This window comes from Chromohalobacter sp. 296-RDG, from assembly GCF_029889885.1.
Lineage (GTDB): Bacteria > Pseudomonadota > Gammaproteobacteria > Pseudomonadales > Halomonadaceae > Chromohalobacter.
The window spans coordinates 93375-115723 of the sequence record NZ_JARANY010000006.1 but is presented as its reverse complement, the minus strand read 5'-3'; the positions used below and the strand labels follow the sequence as shown (position 1 = coordinate 115723).

Genomic DNA, 22349 nt, shown 5'->3' with positions numbered 1-22349 from the left:
TGGGTGCGTGATCTCGCCTGGCTATTGCATGCTCCGGATATCATCGAAAGCGATTATCCGGGCCGGCCGACCCTCGAGGCACTCGGGCTTGGCGACGCCGCGTGCAGAAAGGCTTGGCTGCATGCGTTCGACGCCGAGCCGCAACGGCTCGTGCCTTATATCGGCGCAACGCCTCCGCGACGTCTGGGGCATTACCATGAGCGTCTCTGGCACGCCCTGCTCGACCTCGCCCCAGCGACACGCCTACTGGCCACTAATATCGCGATTCACGAGGCCAACCGCACCCTCGGTGAGCTGGATGTCATCTATGCCGATGCTCAGGGACGCCCCACCCATCTAGAACTGGCCATCAAGTATTATCTGGGCCTGCGCCAAGGACCCGGCGACGAACGCCATCCGGCACGCTGGATCGGCCCCGGCTGCGCCGACTCATTGGCACGCAAGCATTACCATACCCGGCATCACCAGTTGCCCCTGGCCCATCACCCGCGCTCGATGGCACGCTTGAACTCGCTAGGCATCGACCCAAGCTTACTTCAACAGCGTGCAGCCATGCTCGGGATGCTGTTTTACCCTTGGTCCGTCACGCTAGCGGCGCCGCATCCGGCACGTATCACCGCCGCTCATGGCGATTGGCTGACATGGCAAGACTGGCCGATACTGCGTGACCACTTGCCGACAGGAACCATGGGCGCCCCGCTTCACAAGCCGCATTGGCTCGCACTACCCGGAGGCGAGACATATCGCACGTTGGAGAGACTGGAAGCCGAGCTCGAGGCGCACTTCACGGACACCGGCACGCCACGGCAATATCATCTGCAAGCGCCCGACGGCACCCAGAGACGTTTTTTCATCGTGCCCGATGACTGGCCACGTCGCCTGCCACTGCCACCCATTACCCCCACCCCAGGGAGGAAGTCCCACCATGTTGAGGATCGGAGAACTGGCCGAGCGTAGCGGCGTCAGCGTCGACACGCTGCGCTATTACGAGAAGGAAGGATTGCTCCCGGATGCCCAACGCGGCGACAACGGCTATCGCTACTACGCTGCGGACAACCTCGAGCGCCTGCATTTCATCCTGCGCGCCAAACGCCTGGGCTTCACCCTGGCCGACATTCGCGAGTTGCTCTCGCTGCAGGTCGACGCCGATGCGCACACTTGCGAGGAGGTCAAGCGCGTCGCCGAGGACAAACTTGCCGCCATCGATGCGCGCCTGGCGGAGCTGCATCACATGCGCCAGGCGCTGGCCCACCTGACCGATGCCTGCTGCGGCGGTCCGCACGCGGCCACGCAATGCACGATCCTGACCGCCTTCGCCCATGGCAAGACCGCCCCCGAGCCGCACCAGCACCGTCATGACGGCTGAAAGGCCCTCTACGCGGCCGTCGCCCCACTCGGCGCATCAGCCAACTGCATGGGGGCGAAGCTCTTGGCCTGCGCCATGCGCCAGATACGACCATAGAACGGGCGCTGACTGGGATCGCTCAACAACTCGCCCGGCTCCAGAAACGGATGTAGATGAGAGAATAGCTTCACTTCGTTTTCCGAGACCCGGTGCACGAGGTGGTCCGGGGTGATCTGCCAGGGGCGCGTCAGCCCCGCCGCCGCGATCATCTCCGCCATAGCATGCAGGGTATTGTGATGGAAGTGATACACCTGCTCGGCCTTGTCGCCGACCACCAACGACTTCTGACGTAGCGGATCCTGAGTGGCCACGCCCGTCGGGCAGCGGTTGGTGTGGCAACTTTGCGATTGTATGCAGCCCAGCGCAAACATGTAGCCGCGTGCGGCATTGACCCAATCGGCCCCCATGGCCATGACCCGAGCGATATCGAAAGCACTGATGACCTTGCCGCTCGCTCCGAGGCAAATCTTCTCACGCAGTCCCACGCCGACCAGCGTGTTATGCACGAACAAGAGCCCTTCACGCAGCGGCGCGCCCAGATGATCGGAAAACTCCACCGGGGCCGCGCCCGTCCCCCCTTCACTGCCATCGACGACGATGAAATCGGGCACGACCTCGGTTTCGAGCATCGCCTTGACGATGGCCATGAATTGCCAGGGCTGGCCGAGACACAGCTTGAAGCCCACCGGCTTGCCACCAGACAGCTCACGCAATTGTGCAATGAAGTCGAGCATCTCGAGCGGCGTCGAGAATGCTGGATGGCTGGCCGGCGATAGACAATCTTCGCCTTGGGGGATCTCCCGCGTCTGGGCGATTTCCGGGGTAATCTTGCCCGCCGGAAGCAGCCCACCGTGACCGGGCTTGGCGCCCTGGCTGAGCTTGATCTCGATCATCTTGACCTGCGCATCACTGGCCTGCTCGGCGAAGCGCTTGGGGTCGAACTCGCCTTCCGGCGTACGGCAGCCGAAATAACCGCTACCTAGCTCCCAGATCAGATCACCGCCATGCTCGCGATGGTACGGACTGATGCCCCCTTCCCCGGTGTCATGTGCAAAGCGTCCAAGCCAAGCGCCCTTGTTGAGGGCACGAATTGCATTGGCGCTCAGCGCACCAAAGCTCATCGCCGAGATATTGAATAGCGAAATCTCATAAGGTTGGGCGCACTGGCCATTCCCGATGGTCAGACGGAAATCGTCCGGCTCCGCCACAGGCGCCGTTTCCATCGAATGGCCGATGTACTCATAGGCATTGGCATAGACATCGCGCAGTGTGCCGAAGGGCTTGGCATCGTTATGCTGACGCGCTCGCTGGTAGACTAGGCCACGCTGCACATGGGAAAACGGCAACTGCTCGGTATCGGCCTCGAAGAGATACTGACGCAGCTCCGGGCGTAATGCCTGAAAGACATAACGCAAGTTGCCAATGACGGGGTAATTGCGACGTACCGCATATCCGCGCTGCGAGAGATCGGCAATACCCACGAGCACCAGCGCGCCACTCACCAGCGGCACCAGCCATCCGCCATGCCACTGTATGGCCATGAGCGTCGTCACCAGCGTGATCACACAGCACACCGCGAAAAAACCGTAACGCGATAACAGAGAATGTTTCATGAAGATATCCTGAACGAAAGGCGTCATCACCATGAAAACACGAAACGTGCTCCGGGTTTAGAGCCGCCTGGCCCAACAGGCGGCCGCAACGCTATCACGCAATACCGAGCGATGCCTGATGGCGCCGGCGCCACCAGGTATTGATCAGCAACGAGGCCAGCAATATTCCCGCGCCCAACACCAGACGCGGTACGTCAGCGTCGCGGTTCCAGATCAGCAGATTGACCATCAACCCGGCGGGCACCAGAGCATTGTTCATGATCGCCAGCGTTCCAGCATCGACTCGACAAGCCCCCTTGTTCCAGAGGAAATAACCAAGCCCCGACGCGACGACACCCAGCCATACCAGAATGCCCCACTGCAGCGAGGTCGTCGGCAACGCTGTGACATCGCCGAACAGCCAGAACGCCGGTAGCGCCACGCACAACGCGCCCAGGTAGAACCAGCCGAAGACATGGCGATGCGCTATCTCCTGAGGCAAGCGCGGCGCTAAATGACGGTAAGCGACCTGCCCAACGGCGAAGCATAGATTCGAACTCTGTACCACCAAGAAGCCGGCCCAATAGGCGTCGCTGATGTCGGCGTAACGGATAACCGCCGCCCCGAGCACGGCAAGCGCAGCGGTGAGCAGATAGAATGGCGTGAAGTGTCCCTTTAATATGTCGTCGATCAAGGTGATGTAGAGTGGTGTGAAGATCGTGAACAGTAAGACTTCCGGTACGCTCAACAACGCAAACGACTGATAGAAACCGATATACATCGCCCCCAGCTGTACAGCGCCAATGGCCATCAATCCCAGTGCGTGCCCGAGCGGCAAACGTCGCGGACGTAGCCAGATCAGAAAGATCAGCGCCGCCAACCCAATACGGGTCAGCACCGCGAAATAACTATCGACCTGGCTGGAGAGGTAGACGCCGATCAGGCTGAAGGAAAATGCCCAGAGCGTCGTAACGCCAATCAAATATCCCATTTACAGTTAACCTGAGGATCTAAAAAGTTGACTGCCATTATACGCCTGGCACGCCTTTTGCCTAGTATTCACCGACTGAGTTTCACGTCTCACTCAGGACATACCTCCGAGGTGGCCTGGTCCGGCCAAGGTGAAGGAATAGTGGCGCCCGACACACACACCGACTGGGTGCGCTTCATCGAACAAGGCCATTTCCTGCCTCAAGGCCAATCCCGTAAAGTAGCGTTTCGTAATGTCTATCGCTGGGACCTTCATCCTGAGCATATCGCGCTCTATCACGAGCGCCGAGGCCCCGACGCGGCGGTCTGGCTATTCGATCTCGTCGCCGACTCGGCGACCACATTGACCAGCAAGTCACCACATCTCTGCGGTGCCGATACCTACCAGGCTCGACTTACCTTCGAGCCTTACGGCTTTCAACTCGAATGGCATATCGCGGGACCGCGCAAGGATGAGCGACTCGTCTACCATTATCGGCAGCCAGACGATTAACGCAGCGCAGCGACACGTCTTCGTCGCCAGCACTGGCCGGCATCTTCACAACGCGCTAGAATAGTTTGGGAACGCTGTTTTAAAACAGCATGACAAGCAACGGAGGTCGCATGAAAGTACTACTTCCTTTAGCACTCATCGGGTCATTGGCCCTCGTCGGCTGTGCCAACACCTCGCCTTATTCCGGCGATGTCTATCGCAGCGGGCAAGCCGAAACCGCGCAGTCGGTGACTTACGGCACTATCACGTCAGTGCGTCCGGTGCAGATTCAAGCTGGCGATCAGAACGAAGGCGTTTTGGGTGGCCTAGGCGGTGCCGTACTGGGTGGCTTGCTCGGGAACCAGGTCGGCGGGGGCTCCGGAAGCACCATCGCTGCGGCGGTCGGCGCCATCGGCGGTAGCGTCGCCGGCAGCAAGGTCGAAGATTCCGCCAATCGTACCCAGGCCTGGGAGATAGAAATCCGGCGCGATAGCGGCGATTCTGTCGTCGTGGTTCAGAAAGCTGACCGCAACTGGCAAGTCGGACAACAAGTGCGCATGGTCGGCAGTGGAGCCAATCTGAGTGTCGCGCCTTACTGAGTCGAGATCGCAAGGCTCATGCCGCCAGTAATGGCATGAGCCATCGAAAGCACGCTAATTTTTCCTGTCCGAACCTGTTTACATACGCTATCGTATGTAGCGTGATACGCTACGGATGTGGGAAACTAGCCTCATGAACACAGGACGCACGCTCGGTTGCCTCGCTTCGACCCTCGCCTTTGCGATCTTCTCAAGTCCCGTGCTGGCCGACGGAATGCTGACGATCAAGAGCGAGAATGATCTTTTCGCCAGCGGCGAAGACGGACATTACACCAATGGATTGGAAGTAAACTGGTCATTCACGCCCGACGCAGCGCACTGGACGCGACGTCTCGCCGACGCCGTACCCGGCTGGTCAGGCGCAGAGCTCGACGGTGTGGCTTATCGTGCCGGTCAGCAGATCTACACGCCCAACGATATCGACCGCTCGGACCTCATCGAAAACGACCGACCTTATGCGGGCCTGCTCTATGCTGGCGTATCACTCTTCGATGACCGCCAGTACAGCGGCTGGCGCCAGGCGGACGATCTCCACTTCGACGCCGGCATCGTGGGGCCTGCATCGGGAGGAAAAGCCATCCAGAAGAACTTTCATCACCTGATCGGTAGCGACGAACCCAAAGGCTGGTCGCACCAGCTTCATAACGAACCGGTGCTCAACCTGACCTACAAGCGCAGTTGGTGGCTGCAAGACTCGTTCGGCAATCTGGACATGGAATACGGCCCCAATGCCGGCTTTGCCCTCGGCAACCTGTATACGTATGCCGCAGGTGGCGTGGGCCTGCGTATTGGCGATGATCTACACAATAGCACCGGTATGCCTGCCGTCGCCCCCGCTCAAAGCGGGCGCAACTACTTCGAACCCGATCAGGGGTTCGGCTGGTATGCGTTCGCGAGCCTCGAGGGCCGCTTCATGGCTCATAACCTGCTGCTGGATGGCAATACCTTCGAGGACAGCCATTCAGTGGATAGCCGTCAGTGGGTCGGCGACGCGCTGGCCGGTATCGCCTTGACGTGGGACAGCTGGCAGCTCACCTACACCAGCGTCTGGCGAACCGATGAGTTCAAAGCCCAAGACGAAAATGACCAATTTGGCTCATTGACACTTTCGCTGTGGCTGTGACGCCCTCAACGACAATGCCCCGCATCAGCGGGGCATTGCTCGAGCTAAAACAGCTTTTCGTCAGTGTAATTTGACGCGGCGCATCAACCAGCACCCCACGCGCTTGGCGATCCAGTAAAACAGCGCCAGGATAATCAACGTCAGTAACATCGAGATCGGGTTGACGATGAAAGTGGCGCCCAACACGGCCAAGGCAATACTCCACACCCAACGATCGTCACCGCCCAGCTGCAACGCCGCCGGAATGCGGCGCATGATCATCTTTCCGAGAGAACCGTCCCACGCGCGCAGCGCCAGGAAAAGAATCACGGCGAAAGCGATCAGCCAGATCAGCGTTACGGTCATGTTGGCCTCCTGATAGGCAACGTCGGTAATCTTTCAATTGCACCAAGCTCGGCAGGGTACCGTCACCCCCAGCACCGCGCAACCGGCGCGACGCCCTGACGCAGGACGCTGCTCAAGAGACCGTTCGGCGACAAATTCGTTCCCGATGCACCTTGAAGTGTCATCATGCAACTCAAAAGGGATATGAAAACCCCGAGAGGCCCCTGACACACTTGGGTGAGCGCGTTACCATGGATGGCGACATACACCCAGAAAGGTCTTCAACATGCAGATTGCCCAGAATTCCGTGGTTTCCTTCCACTACACCCTCACCAATAACGAGGGTGAAGTGCTGGACAGCTCGGAAGGCCGCGATCCTCTGACTTACCTGCACGGCGCGGGCAACATCATTCCAGGGCTGGAAAAGGAACTGGAAGGCCGTCAGAGCGGCGAGAACCTCAAAGTCACCGTCGAGCCGGCAGAAGGCTACGGTGAAACTCAGCCCGGCCTGATGCAAGAAGTGCCGCGCGATGCCTTCCAGGGTGTCGATGACATTCAACCGGGCATGCAGTTCCAAGCGCAGACCCAAGGTGGACCGCTCATGGTCACGGTCACCCAAGTCGAAGGCGACACTGTCACCGTCGATGGCAACCATCCGTTGGCCGGTCAGACTCTGAATTTCGATGTCGGGATCGCTGAAGTGCGTGAAGCGACTGCGGAAGAAGCCGAACACGGTCACGTGCACGGTGAAGGCGAGCAAGAACAGGAGCACTAAGACGCTCCTTCGCAACACCTGACGTGAAAACGGGCGGCCTGCGGGCCGCCCGTTTCATGTCTACGTCCTGCCTACCGTGGTTCGCTTTTTGATGCCCCCGTACCTTTCTCGAACCATCCTGCGGATGCTCCTTCAGCCTTGGCCAAGGCACGATAGCCTCCCACGACACGCATCGCTGTCGTGAGCAGACACACCAACGCGAAGAAGATCGCCCACCAAGGGAAATACGCCGGCCACAAGCAGAACACGACGAAGGCCATGATCGTCTCGGTACCCTCGGTCAAGCCCTCCAAGTAGTAAAACGCTTTGTGCTCAAAATGCGGCCGCTCCAAACCATGGCGTGTCGCGGCAATCGCAAAGGCCAGAAACGACGCACCGGTCCCCATAAACGCGAAGAGCAAAAAGGCGGCGGGCAAGGCATTTTGCCCCGGATCGGCCAGAGCGAATCCCACTACCACGGCGGCATAGAAGACGAAGTCCAGGACAATATCGAGAAATCCGCCGGCATCGCTTTGACATTGCAGGTGACGCGCCAAGGCGCCGTCCAGACCATCACATACGCGGTTGAGGACAGTCGCCACCAGGGCCAGGCCATAAGATTGATAGGCCAATAACGGCAACGCCAGCATGCCGATTGCAAAACCGCCCACCGTCAGTTGAGTCGGCGTCACACCGCGACGTCCCAAGCCAACGGCGCAGCGCGTAAGTACCGGCGCAACCCAGGCGTTCGTCCATTTATCCAACATGTGGGCTCCCGCTATTTTTCAAGTAGACTTGCGGTATATCAATCACATCAGCATGACATGATAACCCGATAATCAGGAGTCGCCCGATGCGCTTTCCAGTGATCGCGTTCGCACTACTCGCAACGCTCGCATTCGTTCCCATTTCCCAGGCCCATGCCGCGCAGCGCGAAGCCATCTTCGCCGGTGGCTGTTTCTGGTGCATGGAGCCGCCTTACGACAAACTCGAGGGCGTCGTCTCGACAACCTCCGGCTACATCGGCGGTGATAGCGAGCGCCCCACCTACGAACAAGTCAGCAGCGGCAATACCGGCCATGCCGAGGCGGTCAAGGTCGTCTACGATGACGAGGTCGTCGACTACGACACGCTGCTCGACGTGTTCTGGCACAATATCGATCCCTTCGCCGAGGGACGCCAATTCTGCGATGTCGGTAGCCAATACCGTAGCGCCATCTTTCCCCTCGACCAGCGTCAGCGACGCCTCGCCGAAGCCTCCAAGGAAGCCGTTGAAACGCGCTTCGAGCGCGACGTCAAGACGCGCATCGAGGCGAAAGCCCCCTTCTGGGACGCCGAGGAATACCATCAAAATTTCTACAAGAAAAACCCCGTGCGCTACCGCTTCTACCGTGCCGGTTGCGGCCGTGACGACCGCCTCGAAACCGTGTGGGGCGATGACGCCGGCAAGCCTTGAAAGTACGCGCTCAGGTCGCCTCTGGCATATCAACCATCCACCGCTCACGACGCCACAACCAAGCTGCCACGCTGAAGGTTCCCAGCAACACCAGCAGCGAGGCAGCGATCACGCCGCTCCATTGCCAGCGCGCCCAGAACGGCTCCAGATAGAAGCCACCGAGGCTGGCGCCCAGATAGTAGAACACCAGATACAGCGACGACGCACTGCCCCGCGCGCGCTGTGCGTGCCGCCCCACCCAGCTCGAGGCCATCGAATGCGCCAGGAAGAATCCCACGGCATTGATCGTCAGACCAGCGATGATCGTGATCAAGGAAGGCATCAACGTAAGTAGCGAGCCGCTCATCAGGATGCCGATACCCAGCATCATGCATGTCGGCTGCGACAAGCGCTGCGCGATACGCCCGGACAGCGCCGAGCCCACGGTACCACCGAGATAGGTCAGGAATATCAGGCCCAACCATTGCGAGGTGAGAGAAAACGGCGCCTCGCTGAGCCGAAACGTCACATAGCTGTATTGATTGATGAAGATGAAAAAGTTGAACCCGCCGATAAGATAGGCGGCAATCAACCGGGGATCGCGCAAATGCCCCTGCATATCCCGCGCGGCCTGTCCCACGCGCAACGGCGAAGGGCGGAACTGTCGGGCAGGCGGCAAGGCGCGCCAGAATATCCAGGTGCATGCCAGGCTCAGACACGCGATCGCCACGAAGCTACTATGCCATCCCCAATGTTCAGCGACCGTACCGCCGATGACGCGTCCACCGATCCCCCCCAGCGTGTTACCGCTGATATAGAGCCCGACGGCCAGCAACAGCGCCGGCTTGTTGAACTCATCACCCATCCAAGCGATTGCCACTGCAGGCAAACCGCCCAGCAAGAACCCTTGCAAAGCACGCAGGGCCAGTAGACTCGCGAAGTTGGGAGCAAATGCCATGACCAAGGTACAAACGCTGGCGAGTACCAGCGTGACACGCATGATGGCGGTTCGGCCGATGGCATCGGAAAGCGGTCCGTAGAACAGCAGCGACAATGCCAGCGTCAACATGCTGACCGAAATCGCACTGCCCGCCGCCAGCGTCGAGACCTCGAAACTCTCGCGAATGGCCGGCAGCAGCGGCTGGGCGACATACAAGTTGATGAAGACGGTGAAGGAGCCCAGGCACAATGCCAGGGTTGCGCGCCACCAGGCACGGGTACGCGGTTCGATCATGACGTCCTCCATGAATGCATCATGATTTCGCCGGACGCAACATTATACGAACGAGACACGAGAAACCTCTCGACCTGGCATGCCGACACCTGCGAGCCGCTCATCCTTCGTGGGGCTGGCGATCGAGACGCGCCGCCAACTGCGTTCTGTCCATGGGCCGCCGTGACTGCCAGTAGTGGCGATTCCAGTAGACATTGTCGAGGCGTGACAACTTGACGCCCTGTGACGTCGAAGCATGCAGAAAATAACCGTCGTCGACATAGACGCCGACATGGTTGTACGGGCCGGGGGAATGGAAGAAGACCAAGTCGCCGGCTTCAAGATCGCTGCGCGGCACCCGACGCCCCTCTTGCATTTGTTGCTCGGTGGTACGCGGTAGGGAGAGATGGAACGCATCGCTGTAGACATGCTGCATCAACGCCGAGCAATCGATGCCGCGTTGCGTGGTCCCACCGAGACGATACGGTGTCCCCACCCAGCGCTGGTGCTCGGATAGTAGTGCCTCACGAATACGCGCCGGTGATACCAGCGCCCGCTGAACGTCGCTGGCGCGAAAAGTAGCCAACGGAGACTCACGACCCGCGTCGGAGAGCGCGCCTTCACCGGCCTTGGCGGCCGCGGACAGGGAAGACGATTGTGGAGCGGTATGTTGCGGGCTTTGCGTGGCACAGCCACCCAACAGAGCAGCCAATACCCATCCCAATGCCATGGTTCGAAGCATCCAAGCGACCTCATCACACGTATTCAACCTCGCGGATGCCTCGGGGCGCTTGCATGAATGCAAGACGACGCCCTACCTTGCTAGGCACTACCTGGCGAGGGGGTCGCTGTGGTGGTGGCGCGCATCGCAGGTGCCACCGCCAGAGCGGCCTAGACTCGACTCGTTAACATGCCGTGTGCCCGCTGGAGGGCATCAAGACCGATACGATGATAGAGAAACTCCCGCCTTTTGACGAGAGCTCTCGAAAGCGGGATACGAAATGTTTCATCCCGACGCCCTGCCCGATCAGTGCAACGTCCGCGCATCGCCCGGCAAGGTATCGATATGCAGAGGCGCCCAGTGACGTGCGGTTGAGCCCGGAAAATCAAGACTCGCCCAGCTACCGGCCAGCGGCGGTGCGGCCGTCAACCAAGCGGTCAGTGCCTCGCCGAATCCCTGCAGGAACGCCTCACGCTCATCGGTCTCGCCCATGAAGAAGGAAAACCCCGCGTAAAGCCCACGGGCATAATCGTACCAACTCGCATAGTGCGATTGCGCCAAATGAGCGGCACGCTCCACCAGGGTGTCGAACTCCACCGCCGACAGCCAGTCCATCTGTCGCCCGGCAATGGCGAGATCGACGGCCTGCGCCACATCCCAGGCGGCCATGTCGTACTCGTTGCATCCCGAGGCGTTGCTCTCGACGCGGCGCAGACGCAGTAGATGATTGCGATCATCCTCGCTGCACTCGCCGGACTCGATGATCGCGACCTCCTCACGCAAGCGCGCGGCATTGAGCGTGTAAGGCGCATAGTTGATCTGATATTCCTGACGATCTCCCGCCTCGATCAAGAAATTCAGGAACTCCTTGAGTGCCTCCGCCGACAACAACCCATAGTGACTATCAAGCCATTCGCGCAGCGCCTCTCGCTCGCTGCCAACTTCAGGGCCCGGAGCACTCCAGACAGGGGCATTGAGAGGCCCGACCAATGCCAGAGCCGTGAAGCGTGGCAACGACAAGCGCTCGCCGGGCTCAAGCCAGGTAGCATGGTGCCAATCGAGCCAATGCAAGGGGCTTCCGGCGTCATCGCGATGCCAACGGATTTCCGCCACCAGGGGCGGATCTTCCGCCTCGGGCAACGCCGCCTCCCATGCCGCCCACGCCTCGATCAGCGCCTTGGGTCCATTATAAAAGCGGCTCAACACGCCGCGCAGTGACTCTGCCAACGTCTCGAGCTCGCGGCGGTCGTAATCACCGCTGTCGGCACACATCATCAGATAGAAGGCGTATTTTTCCGCCATGAAAATCGTCGCCGCATGACGGGTGCAGTGCTTGAGGCCATTGCGTAGCCGCACGGCCTCCGACATCGCGTGCCCAAAGGGCGTTGTCGCCGCAGGCAATGCACCGTGGGCAGCATCGGCAGCCAGTTGATTGAGATGATGCACCTGCCCGGGCAGCCACAGGCTGGCCAGACCGGCCGTGCCCATGGCAGGTTCGAGACCCAGCGTGTCACGCAGATAACGACGCGCCTCGTCGCGCTGCTGCGCATCTGGGGCGCGATCGATGCCCTGCCGATACAACAGATCGGGTTCACGCATCGCCGCCAACGCCAGGACCCAGTGCCACGCCGGCGCGCGCCAACCGCGTATCGCCTGCCGCGAAGCCTCGCGCTGGGCGTCATCCAGCAGCGCCTCGAGCGTCACCTGCCAGGGGCTCGACCGTGAACGCAACAAGACGTCCCAGTCACGCGCGAAATCCGCACGCCGATCGGTCCCCTCGAAAAGGCTACGCCCGCGCTGGTACGCCTTGGCCACGCTCGTCCAGTCACGATACCGGCGCATCAGCAAATCGCCCGCGTGTGCGGCAAATGCTTCGGCTTCCTGCGCGTCGAGCCAGCCCGCATTCCAGCCCGCATAGGCGAGATCCGCCAACCGCAGCCAATCCCACGCCGCCCATTCCAGGGGCTCTCCGCTGTCGAGGAATGTCAGCATCACATGGCCATAGTCACTCGCCTCACCGAGCGATTCCCACCACTGACGTCGAGTACTTCCACCCTGGGGGGTCAAACGCGCGGCATCGAGATCCCATGTATAACGATGCCCTTGCCCGCCCAGCCACAGCAGCATGCGAATCAATTCATCGCGCCCGTCAATGCGCCAGACATCGGCCAACCAACGCTCTACCTCCGGCCAGTCCAAGCGCGCATCGCACGTCGCGTCCAGCACGGGGGCGAAGACCGCACGCAGACGCCATACGCCACTATTTTGATCGATCGGCCACGGTAGCTGGCGAGGCCGATCGGATAGCCACTCGGCGAGTGCCTCCCAAGTGACGCCAGCCGCTTCGCGCTCGAGTTGCGACAGGGCTTCGCAGGCCTCGAGAAAGCCGTCATCGTCGTGGGTCCAGTCGATTTGTCCTCGCTCGTGACGCAACGCCGACAGCCATGCGTCCAGCGAGGCATGATGCGCCTGGATGTCGGCGGCAATCCACTCCGCCCAGGCGTGAGCCCGGGGAGCGTCCAGCCAGCCGGCAGCGCCCGACAACGCCAGCAGTTCAAATGCCTGTAGCTGGCGCAAGGCCTCGCCCTGCCCCGGCATGCACGCTTCGGCCAAGCGCCAGCCAAGCTCTCCCCGTTCGCGCACGTCCAACAACGCCAGGCGTGCCTGCGCCGTCTCGGGCGGCACACTCAACGGTTCGGGATCAAACGCCCAGCCGCACAGCACCAACTGCTGTGCCCACCAGGCGTTAAGAGGATCGATCAAGACGCACCTCACTCATGAACTCGGCATTCATACAACGGCGCCATAGTGTACCGGAAAGAGGCTGGTGTCGCCGATACGCAAGGCGCGATAACCTGCCCAGGCAAGATACGAAAAATCGCTGGACGCCACCTGGGTCAGGTGTTTTAAATAATGCACACACCGTCAAACAATAGGCGTTGAATCACGCTTCACCCGGAGGCTTCCATGAGTCAGCCAACACCCAATATCCTGATCGACCGCGCCTACATCGGCGGCGAATGGCGCGATAGCGAGCACCGTTTCGCGGTCACCGACCCGGCCACGGGCGAATGCCTGGCGCAGGTCCCCGACCTGGGCGCCGGCGAGGCACACGATGCCATCGCCGCCGCCGAAGCCGCGTGGCCGCAATGGCGGCGACGCCCCGCCAAGGAGCGCGCCTCCTTGTTGCGCGCCTGGTTCGAGCGTGTCATGGCCCATCGCGAGGCACTGGCGCAACTCATGACCCTGGAACAAGGCAAGCCGCTCGCCGAATCGCGGGGCGAGGTCGCCTACGGGGCGAGCTTCATCGAATACTACGCCGAGGAAGCCAAGCGCATCGCGGGCGAGACCTTGCCCAGCCACGGCGCTGACAAGCGCATTCTCGTCATGCGCGAGCCAATCGGCGTGGTCGCCGCCATTACGCCTTGGAACTTCCCGCTGGCAATGATCACCCGTAAATGTGCCCCGGCCTTGGCGGCCGGCTGCCCGGTGGTGATCAAGCCCGCAGAAGCCACACCGCTGACCGCCCTGGCGTTGGCCAAGCTCGCCGAGGATGCCGGGCTCCCCGCCGGCGTCGTCAACGTGCTTACCGCCGAGAAACCTGCCGAGATAGGCGAGGTACTAACCACCGATCCGCGCGTGCGCAAGGTCTCGTTCACGGGCTCGACAGCGGTCGGCAAGCGCTTGCTGACGCAGTGCGCGGAGACGGTCAAGAAAGCCTCCATGGAACTGGGCGGCAATGCGCCCTTCGTGGTTTTCGACGATGCCGACCTGGATGCCGCCGTGGAGGGCGCCATCGCCTCTAAATTCCGCAATTCCGGGCAGACCTGTGTGTGCACCAACCGTTTTCTGGTGCAGGATGGCGTGTACGATGAGTTCATCGCCAAGTTTGCCGCGCGTATCGAGGCGCTTCAGGTCGGCAACGGACTCGACGAAGATGTAACGCTAGGGCCCCTGATCAACGCCAGCGCACTCGAAAAGGTCGAGGCACACATTGCCGATGCCCGCTCCAAGGGCGCACGCTTGGTATGTGGCGGCAAACCGCACGCGTTGGGCGGTACGTTCTTCCAACCGACCCTGCTCGCCGACGTTACCGACGACATGCATGTCGCCCGCGAAGAGACATTCGGCCCCGTGGCGCCGGTCTTTCGTTTCACCGACGAGGCACAAGCCATCGCCATGGCCAACGCCACCGAATTCGGCCTTGCCGCCTACGTCTATGCGCGCGACTATCGGCGTATATGGCAAGTGATGGAGGGCCTCGAATACGGCATGGTTGCCATCAACGAAGGGCTTCTATCGACCGAGCTGGCGCCTTTCGGCGGCATCAAGGAGTCCGGGCTGGGACGCGAAGGCTCTCACCACGGTCTCGAGGAATATACCGAGCTAAAATACGTCTGCATGGGCGGACTTTGACAAGGAGGCAAGCATGAACAACGCACAGCTCAATGAACTCAAGACACGTTACGTCGCCAGCGGCGCCGCGAGCCCGGCGACCCAGTTTGCCGAACGTGCCGAGAACGCTTTGATCTGGGATGCCGACGGCAATCGCATCATCGACTTCGCCGGCGGTATCGGCGTGCTCAACGTCGGCCACCGTCATCCCAAGGTGGTGCAGGCGGTCAAGGACCAACTCGACAAGGTGATGCACACCTGCCAGACGGTGATGCCCTATGAAGGCTACGTGAAGGTCGCCGAGAAGCTCAGCCAGCTCACCCCGGTACGCGGCCACGGCAAGGTCATGCTCGCCAATTCCGGCGCCGAGGCGCTGGAAAACGCCGTCAAGGTGGCCCGCGCGGCGACAGGACGCGACAACGTCATCTGCTTCACCGGCGGCTATCATGGCCGGACCTTCATGACCATGGCCATGAACGGCAAGGTCGCACCCTACGCCACCGACTTCGGTAGCATGCCGGGTAACGTCTTCCGTGCGCCCTACCCGGTGCCCTATCACGGGGTGAGCGAGGAAGACGCGCTAAATGGCCTGAAGATGACGCTCAAGACCGATGCCAATCCCCGCGATACTGCCGCCATCGTGCTCGAGCCGGTACTCGGTGAAGGCGGCTTCTACGCAGCCTCGCCCAGCTTCCTCGAGGCAGTCCGCGAGATCTGCGACGAGCACGGTATTCTGCTGATAGTCGACGAGGTACAGTCCGGCTTTGGACGCACCGGCAAGCTGTTCGCCATCGAACACAGCGGCGTCGAGCCCGACATCATCACCATGGCCAAGAGCATGGCCGACGGCATGCCAATCTCCGCCGTGGTCGGCACCGACAAGGCCATGGACGCCTCCGGCGGCAATTCGCTGGGCGGCACCTACACCGGCAGCCCGGTCTCCTGCGCCGCGACCCTTGCGGTACTGGAAGTCTTCGAGGAAGAGAAAATCCTCGAGAAGAGCCAGGCGCTGGGCGACAAGCTGGGTGAGCGCTTCGCCAAATGGCAACAGGACTTCGCCTGCGTCGACAATGTCCGCCACCTGGGGGCCATGGCCGCCTTCGACGTGGTCGCCGACAAGGCCAATCACACGCCGGATGCGGAGCTGACCGGGGCACTCTGCAAGAAGGCGCGCGAGAAAGGACTGATTCTGCTGTCCTGCGGTCTCTACGGCAACACCCTACGCTTCTTGATGCCGGTCACCATCGAGGACGATGTACTCCAGGAAGGCCTGGACATCATCGAAGCCTGCCTAAAGGAACTGAGCCACGCGTAAACGACTCGCGCGTGCCAGCATGATACGAAGGGGCGCCATACCGATGGCGCCCCTTCGTCGTTAAGGCCAGTGTATTCGAGCCAAGCAGCAACGTCAGCGCGCCACTTTCTCGGTATGCGACGGCGGCGAAACCAGCCTCGGCAGCAACCAACGCTGCATTGCATTGCGAACGCGCAACACAAACTGCTCCTGAAACATCACGCAGAACAGCACCGTCAGCAAGAGAAACAGCGGATAGAACACCAGTGAGCTGTCACCGGCGGCATCGAAACAGGCACGAAATCCATTCACGCAGAGTGCCGGCTCGCCGGCAATCACTCGCTCGATTCGTGTAAAGATCACGAACAGCGGGACGTGCAGCGCAAACATCGGCAACGACGCCCCACCCAGCCGGCTCGCCAAGCGACGCACACGGCGACTCTCAGGCATACGCCATTGCGTGGCCAGCAGAATCAATGCCAACTGCGCGGGTAGCAACAAGCCATTATGCAGCAGGTAATACCAGGCATGCCCCTGGCCCAGCAACCAGACCGCCACTACGACACAACTCGCCACGAATGCCGCCAGCATCAGGCGCTGCCTGCCGCTCAGCCAGCCACCTGCCGCGCGGTAGCGGGTATACCATACACACAGTAGTATCCCTGCCACGAACTCAGGCAAACGAATCAGCGGATTGCGGTGCATGATTCCCGTTTCGGGCATACCGAAGTCGGTCACGGCGATGACCACCAACGGGGGAATCAGGTATAGCAGATTGTTCAAGATCAAAGCCCGTCCCACGCGGCGGAGCCGAAACAAGCGCGGCGCTATCCACGGGAAGACCAGATAAAAGCCCATCAGCGCCGAAATCGACCAGGACGGAGGATTGAAGGTCAGGTAATAAGGATTCCAGGCATGCAGTAGCCCGACATTGAGCACTAGGTTGAGCGCAAGCTCTCCGTTGCCCATGAAATGTTCCAGGGCCTCCGGGGTCACCTGTCCAAGGTCATTGTTGACGTCGTAGATAACGAAACGCCACGACATCCCGGCGTCTTCCGGTGAAATCGCCAAATATCCAATCAAGGCCGACATGCTGACCGCCAGCACCAATGATCCGATATGTATCGGATACAAGTTCGAGAAGCGTTTGATCCAAAAGCTGCGCGCTGGCTCACGTAGTTGGCGACGCTCATCGAGGTACACATGGGTCAGCAAGAAGCCCGACAACACGAAGAACGTACTCGTCGAGAAGAAGCCTATATCCGTCACGTAATGCGACCAGGCACTGATCGACGGGTAAGTATGCAGAGTGTGGAAGATCACGATATAAAGCCCGAGCACGAAGCGTAACCACTCCAGGCCGATAAAACGTTCCTTCTGGCCCGTCTGTTGTGTCTTGTCCATAAGCGCGCATCTCACAGCAGTCCCGAAGGCACGATACCCACGAAAAGCCCCGACCTCTCAAAGGGCCGGGGCAAGGAATCATTCGTTTTCCATATTCAACGGACACTTTTCAGGGCGTCGGTAATCCACGACGCGCTAGGATTTCCGAAGCTTGGCCACGACCCACAGCAGTACCACGGCACCAATCACGGCCATGATCAACGAGCCGATGATATTGGTCTGCGCAAGTCCCAGTAGACTGAAGAGGAAACCGCCGATCACCGCGCCCACAATGCCGACACCGATATTGCCGAGGATACCGAAGCCGCCACCGCGCATGATCTTGCCTGCAATCCAGCCAGCCAGACCCCCGATGATCAACCACAAGATGATGCTCATTCCTTTATCTCCTTCTCTCCTTGAATGCGACGCGACACGAAAGACGACTCACAGATACCGTTTCCAGCATAGCAGTTAGACCGGCGACGATACCTGCGTAGTCCCTCGTCTCATCCCGGCACCCGCCATGAGACAGGCGTCGGCGTACCGAGTTCGCGCCAGTCCGGGTGTGCGTCGGGCGATGTCCATGCCCAGTGATGCAGCATCGACAGCAGCACGGGATCATCGAGAAAGTTCAACTGGGTCGCCGGCTTCACCTTGATGGGATTTTCGGTGACGACCGCCCTGACCCGTTCTTCTCGACGCCGCCGCAGAAGCGCCGATGCGCCATGTCGGCTCGTGGCCAGTGCACACCCTAGCGCATTGGCCATGGGATCGACGACCACCTGCACGAAGGTCGGCGCCGCCGCCTGCTGGGCGCGCATGCGCTTCAGATGACGCACCATGCGCCGCAGCACACGCGGGGGATGCGTCTCCTCGGGAATACGAAACAGGCGAGCATGCTGACACCAGCGCCCCAGCGACACGCGGCTGGAAAACACCGAAACCGGGATCGACACCATCAAGGCACCCACGATGGGCGCCAGCCACCAGAGAAAGGTCGGCTCCATGTAATACACGCCCACGGCCCACACTGCCCCGATGAGCGTCTGGACGCCATGGTGACGTACAGCATCACCCCACGGCGTATCGCTGTTGTCACGCGACGGAGAGCGCCACTGTATGGCGCGCCCCAGAAGCGCTGTCAGTACGAAGCGTGTATGGAAGAGCATTCGCACCGGCGCCATCAGCATGGAGAACAGCGATTCCAAGACCATGCCCGCACATAGCCGCAAGCTGCCACCGAACTCCTTGGACCCTTGCGCAATGACCAGGATCACGCTGAGAACCTTGGGCAGGAACAACAACGTTGCCGTGGCCGAGAACAAGCCCACCGCCATGGTAGGATTCCATTGCGGCCAGACAGGGAACATCATGCCCGGCTCAGGGAAATACTGTGGCGTACTCAACGTATGCACCGCCAGCAAGGCAGTCGACAAGATCAGGAACAAGCACCACAGAGGCGCCGATATGTACGACATCACTCCGGTTAGGAAGACCGCACGGTGCACGGGATGAATGCCTTTAGCCAGAAACAGGCGAAAGTTCATCAAGTTACCGTGACACCAACGACGATCGCGATTGAGCTCGTCGAGGAGGTTGGGCGGCATTTCCTCGTAACTGCCATCCAGGTTGTAGGCAATCCACACCCCCCATTCCGCTCGGCGCATCAACGCCGCTTCGACGAAATCGTGAGACAGAATTTCCCCGGAAAGCGACCCCTTTCCCGGCAGCGGCGCCAGCATGCAGTGACGCATGAAGGGAGCCAGGCGAAGGATCGCGTTATGCCCCCAGTAATGCGATTCGCCCAATTGCCAGAAATGCAACCCCGCCGTGAATAGCGGTCCATAGACACGCGTCGCGAACTGCTGCATGCGTGCATAGAGATTCAAACGGCCGGAGGCACGCGGCGCGGACTGGATAATCCCTGCCTTGGGATGCGCTTCCATCAACCGCACCAGACGCGTCAAGCAAGCACCACTCATGACGCTGTCAGCATCCAACACCACCATGTAGCGGTAATTGGCACCCCAACGGCGGCAGAAGTCGTCGATATTGCCGCTCTTGCGCTTCATGCGGCGCTGGCGGCGTCGATAGAAGACTCGGTCGAAGGCATCCAGCTCACGACACAACGCCAGCCAGGCATGCGTCTCTGCGATCGCCAGTTCGGGATCGAAGGTATCGCTCAGAATAAACAGGTCAAAGTGGCGTTCCTGGCCGCTATCGCGCAGCGACTCGAGCGTGGCCCGCACACCGGCAAAAACCCGCGCCACATCCTCATTGCAGATGGGCACCACCAGCGCCGTGCGCGCCGTTTCGTCGATCGGCGCATCTTCCTGCACGTCACGGGCATCGATCGCGTAGCGATCGCGGCCGCGCAAAAGCTGGAAGAACCCCATGAGGGCCGTCCAGAATCCCGCCGAGACCCAACAAAACAACAGCACGAAAAGCGCCAAAATGGCGACTTCAAGTGCCTGCTTGCCTTGATAGGGCAACACCGAGCGCATGTATTCCGCCGCCACCAGGCTTTGCCCCACGACCAGGATCAACAAGATCCTGCGTCGCAGCATGCCGACTTTCTGCCAACGCGGTGTCGAGGCAGCGTCCGATTTGGCCTTATGCCGGCGCCGAAAGCCACGATCGATCCACTTCCGCAGGCGTTGCGCATAGCGAACGAATGGATTGGTCGCCCATGACTCCGGCGCAAGGGGCGTGCGCGTTATCGGCGGCGTGGTACAAAGCCGCGTGATGCCTTGCGCGTCAGTCGTCAGCACGGTGGGCGGCGCCAGCGGACGGGCGCTATACGCCAGCGATAAGCGCGCGCCCACCGAGATCGCCGCCGGGTCATACTCCGAGACCTCGCGTTCCCCGAGGCTCGAGTGCAAGGCTTCCAGACCTTGTTCATCGAGGCGACTAGCGAGTAGCTCACGGCGCGCGCCTCGGGAGTCCGTTTCCTGTGCCAAGCACTCGAGATAATCGCCAGTCACTGTATCAACTTGTGTATCAACCATTAGCAGGGAGCCGGTAATACCAGGTTTCCGAAAGCCGCTTATCCCCATCCTTCAGGTAGGCACGAATATCCAGGGGTTGACTGTCATCGCTACGCTTGACGCGCACGAACATCCGCCAACCACTTTCGGCCTCATTGGGAACGACACGGCTTTCGATCAGTTCGCCGTTGTCTCCGACGGAGGCATCGACTTGCATGCTGGCACCGTCCTTGATCGATTCCAGCCCCGGCCCCTTGAAATCGACGATGAACGCTAGCGAACCATCGGTCTCACGCACCAAATTGTCTTTACGTACTTCGCCTTGCGAGCGACGCGTCTGGTCAGCCCAAGATAAGTCGGGGCTATGGAACTTGGCCTCGTGCGTCGTCCAGTACATGCGATAATTGAAGTCGAGTTCATCGCCCGCTTGCGGCGCTTCGTCAGGCTTCCACAAGGTGACGATATTATCGTTGGTCTCGTCTGGCGTGGGTATCTGGATCAATTCGATCTGGCCCTTGCCCCAGTCGCCTTGAGGCTCGATCCACACACTTGGACGACGATCATAGCGATCTTTGAGATCTTCATAATCATGAAAGTCGTGACTGCGCTGCAGCAGTCCAAAACCCTTGAGGGAATCGACATCTTGCTCATCGACCATCAACTTGTCGGGATTGGCGAGCGGGCGCCAGGTCCACTCTTCCTTGCTCGCGTCGGTGCCACCACCCGAATCATGCACCAGCAGGCCATTGGAATCGTGAATCGCCGGCCGATAATTGAGTGAATCGGTGGGCTGTCCCGGGCCATACAAGTACATACTCGTCAGAGGCGCGACCCCCAGTTTTTCCACGGCGTTACGCATGAAAAGCTGCGATGTCACATCGACGACGGTGTCTTCCCCGGGGCGGAGTACGAAACGATAAGCGCCGGCAAGGCTCGGCGAATCAAGCAATGCGAATATCGTCAGATACTGGCTATCGTTGCTTGGCTTGACGACCCAGAACTCACGAAACGCCGGAAATTCCTCACCACTGGGTAACGCCGTGTCGATCGCCAGACCACGACCGGAAGCACCATAGGTCTGATCACGCCCCAAGGTTCGGAAATAACTCGCCCCCTGAAACGCCATGACTTCATTCATGCGATCGGCGTCATTGAGCGCATTGTTAACCTTGAATCCCGCAAACCCGAGGTCCTCGAGATCTTCCTCGGGAATATCCAGATCACCGTAAGCGAAGTCGTCAGGATTGAAGGAAATATCTTCCACTTCACCATCCACCACGGTATGTATCTTTACGGAAGTGTCGTAGTGCATCCCCTCATGAAAGAAAGCAAGATTGAAGGGGAGGTCGTCGTCTTCCCACAGCGCGTGACCATCTTTGGTGTGAATCTTGGCGTAGTCCGAGTACTCCAGGTTGCTCAGCGATTCCGGCAAGCTTGTTCCCGGTGACTGGTACCCTTGCTCGGAAAGTTGCTCGGCCTTCTTGACCACATCCTCGAAGCCAAAGGCAAAACACGCCTGCGCCGCGAAGGCTAACCATACGCCCAGCATGCCCGCGAGAGGGCGCTTACAACGACGCGAGGACATTGCCGTCAAAAAATGTCGATTCGGTACACTCACATTACTACTCCCTTGCGGCATTTCAGGGGCAAGTCACCCCT

The 22349-nt window shown here is 60.3% G+C and carries 20 protein-coding genes; 9 read left to right on the top strand and 11 right to left on the bottom strand.

Translation table 11 applies throughout. The features are described 5' to 3' along the window. Both OP495_RS04520 and zntR read left to right on the top strand, forming a co-directional pair. Positions 1-957 (top strand): DUF1853 family protein (locus tag OP495_RS04520; protein ID WP_348521294.1); only part of this gene is annotated, 957 nt, incomplete at its 5' end. Beyond that, on the top strand, positions 926-1366 hold the full coding sequence (zntR, locus tag OP495_RS04515; RefSeq protein WP_280561529.1) for a Zn(2+)-responsive transcriptional regulator: 441 nt from the start codon (positions 926-928) through the stop codon (positions 1364-1366). The genes OP495_RS04520 and zntR, both read left to right, overlap by 32 nt. Positions 1367-1374: 8 nt before the next feature. Here zntR and OP495_RS04510 read toward each other — a convergent pair whose 3' ends face one another. Beyond that, positions 1375-3018, bottom strand: coding sequence for an FMN-binding glutamate synthase family protein (locus OP495_RS04510; protein WP_280567505.1), 1644 nt, complete (start codon positions 3016-3018; stop codon positions 1375-1377). A gap of 94 nt (positions 3019-3112) precedes the next feature. Beyond that, positions 3113-3988: a carboxylate/amino acid/amine transporter gene (locus OP495_RS04505; RefSeq protein ID WP_280561531.1), complete on the bottom strand. Its 876-nt coding sequence runs from the start codon at positions 3986-3988 to the stop codon at positions 3113-3115. Between the two features lie 111 nt (positions 3989-4099). Between OP495_RS04505 and OP495_RS04500 the strand changes: the two genes are divergently transcribed. From OP495_RS04500 to OP495_RS04490, 3 genes are all read left to right on the top strand, one after another. After that, entirely contained in the window at positions 4100-4480 is a 381-nt protein-coding gene (locus OP495_RS04500) for a DUF6314 family protein (protein WP_280561887.1), read from the top strand. A gap of 110 nt (positions 4481-4590) precedes the next feature. After that, positions 4591-5058 carry a glycine zipper 2TM domain-containing protein gene (locus OP495_RS04495; RefSeq protein WP_280561532.1) on the top strand — a complete coding sequence of 156 codons (468 nt, stop codon included), beginning with the start codon at positions 4591-4593 and terminating at the stop codon, positions 5056-5058. A gap of 133 nt (positions 5059-5191) precedes the next feature. Next, a complete protein-coding gene (locus OP495_RS04490; RefSeq protein ID WP_280567503.1) occupies positions 5192-6181 on the top strand; it encodes a lipid A deacylase LpxR family protein in 990 nt (329 codons plus the stop codon). A gap of 60 nt (positions 6182-6241) precedes the next feature. Here the strand turns inward: OP495_RS04490 and OP495_RS04485 are convergent, their stop codons facing one another. Beyond that, positions 6242-6526, bottom strand: coding sequence for a hypothetical protein (locus OP495_RS04485; protein WP_247619819.1), 285 nt, complete (start codon positions 6524-6526; stop codon positions 6242-6244). A gap of 265 nt (positions 6527-6791) precedes the next feature. Between OP495_RS04485 and OP495_RS04480 the strand changes: the two genes are divergently transcribed. Next, entirely contained in the window at positions 6792-7280 is a 489-nt protein-coding gene (locus tag OP495_RS04480) for a peptidylprolyl isomerase (protein WP_280561534.1), read from the top strand. 71 nt (positions 7281-7351) lie between these two features. Here the strand turns inward: OP495_RS04480 and OP495_RS04475 are convergent, their stop codons facing one another. Continuing rightward, on the bottom strand, positions 7352-8026 hold the full coding sequence (locus OP495_RS04475; protein WP_280567500.1) for a CDP-alcohol phosphatidyltransferase family protein: 675 nt from the start codon (positions 8024-8026) through the stop codon (positions 7352-7354). Positions 8027-8112: 86 nt separating this feature from the next. Between OP495_RS04475 and msrA the strand changes: the two genes are divergently transcribed. After that, positions 8113-8715 carry a peptide-methionine (S)-S-oxide reductase MsrA gene (msrA, locus tag OP495_RS04470; protein WP_280567497.1) on the top strand — a complete coding sequence of 201 codons (603 nt, stop codon included), beginning with the start codon at positions 8113-8115 and terminating at the stop codon, positions 8713-8715. 10 nt (positions 8716-8725) lie between these two features. Here msrA and OP495_RS04465 read toward each other — a convergent pair whose 3' ends face one another. The 3 genes from OP495_RS04465 to OP495_RS04455 all read right to left on the bottom strand — a co-directional run bounded on the left by OP495_RS04465 (position 8726) and on the right by OP495_RS04455 (position 13391). After that, entirely contained in the window at positions 8726-9928 is a 1203-nt protein-coding gene (locus OP495_RS04465) for an MFS transporter (RefSeq protein WP_280561537.1), read from the bottom strand. 100 nt (positions 9929-10028) lie between these two features. Further along, positions 10029-10649 (bottom strand): NlpC/P60 family protein, encoded by a 621-nt coding sequence (locus OP495_RS04460; protein WP_280561538.1) that lies wholly within the window; start codon positions 10647-10649, stop codon positions 10029-10031. Between the two features lie 285 nt (positions 10650-10934). Further along, positions 10935-13391: a YbeU/YbeR family protein gene (locus OP495_RS04455; RefSeq protein ID WP_280561540.1), complete on the bottom strand. Its 2457-nt coding sequence runs from the start codon at positions 13389-13391 to the stop codon at positions 10935-10937. A 204-nt stretch (positions 13392-13595) separates the two neighbouring features. On the opposite strand from OP495_RS04455, the gene OP495_RS04450 reads away from it, so the two are divergent. Continuing rightward, positions 13596-15044 carry an NAD-dependent succinate-semialdehyde dehydrogenase gene (locus OP495_RS04450; RefSeq protein WP_280561541.1) on the top strand — a complete coding sequence of 483 codons (1449 nt, stop codon included), beginning with the start codon at positions 13596-13598 and terminating at the stop codon, positions 15042-15044. Positions 15045-15057: 13 nt separating this feature from the next. Continuing rightward, a complete protein-coding gene (gene gabT, locus OP495_RS04445) occupies positions 15058-16338 on the top strand; it encodes a 4-aminobutyrate--2-oxoglutarate transaminase (RefSeq protein ID WP_280561542.1) in 1281 nt (426 codons plus the stop codon). A 93-nt stretch (positions 16339-16431) separates the two neighbouring features. Here the strand turns inward: gabT and OP495_RS04440 are convergent, their stop codons facing one another. From OP495_RS04440 to OP495_RS04425, 4 genes are all read right to left on the bottom strand, one after another. Beyond that, complete coding sequence (locus OP495_RS04440; RefSeq protein ID WP_280561544.1) at positions 16432-17721, bottom strand: acyltransferase; 1290 nt, start codon at positions 17719-17721, stop codon at positions 16432-16434. 135 nt (positions 17722-17856) lie between these two features. Beyond that, positions 17857-18099 carry a GlsB/YeaQ/YmgE family stress response membrane protein gene (locus OP495_RS04435; protein ID WP_280561545.1) on the bottom strand — a complete coding sequence of 81 codons (243 nt, stop codon included), beginning with the start codon at positions 18097-18099 and terminating at the stop codon, positions 17857-17859. Between the two features lie 110 nt (positions 18100-18209). Then, positions 18210-20711, bottom strand: a complete 2502-nt coding sequence (mdoH, locus tag OP495_RS04430; protein WP_280561546.1) for a glucans biosynthesis glucosyltransferase MdoH — start codon at positions 20709-20711, stop codon at positions 18210-18212. After that, the gene (locus OP495_RS04425) at positions 20704-22308 is read right to left on the bottom strand and encodes a glucan biosynthesis protein G (RefSeq protein WP_280561547.1); all 1605 of its coding nucleotides are present in this window, start codon (positions 22306-22308) and stop codon (positions 20704-20706) included. The genes mdoH and OP495_RS04425 overlap by 8 nt, the downstream gene beginning before the upstream one ends. Positions 22309-22349 lie beyond the last annotated feature (41 nt).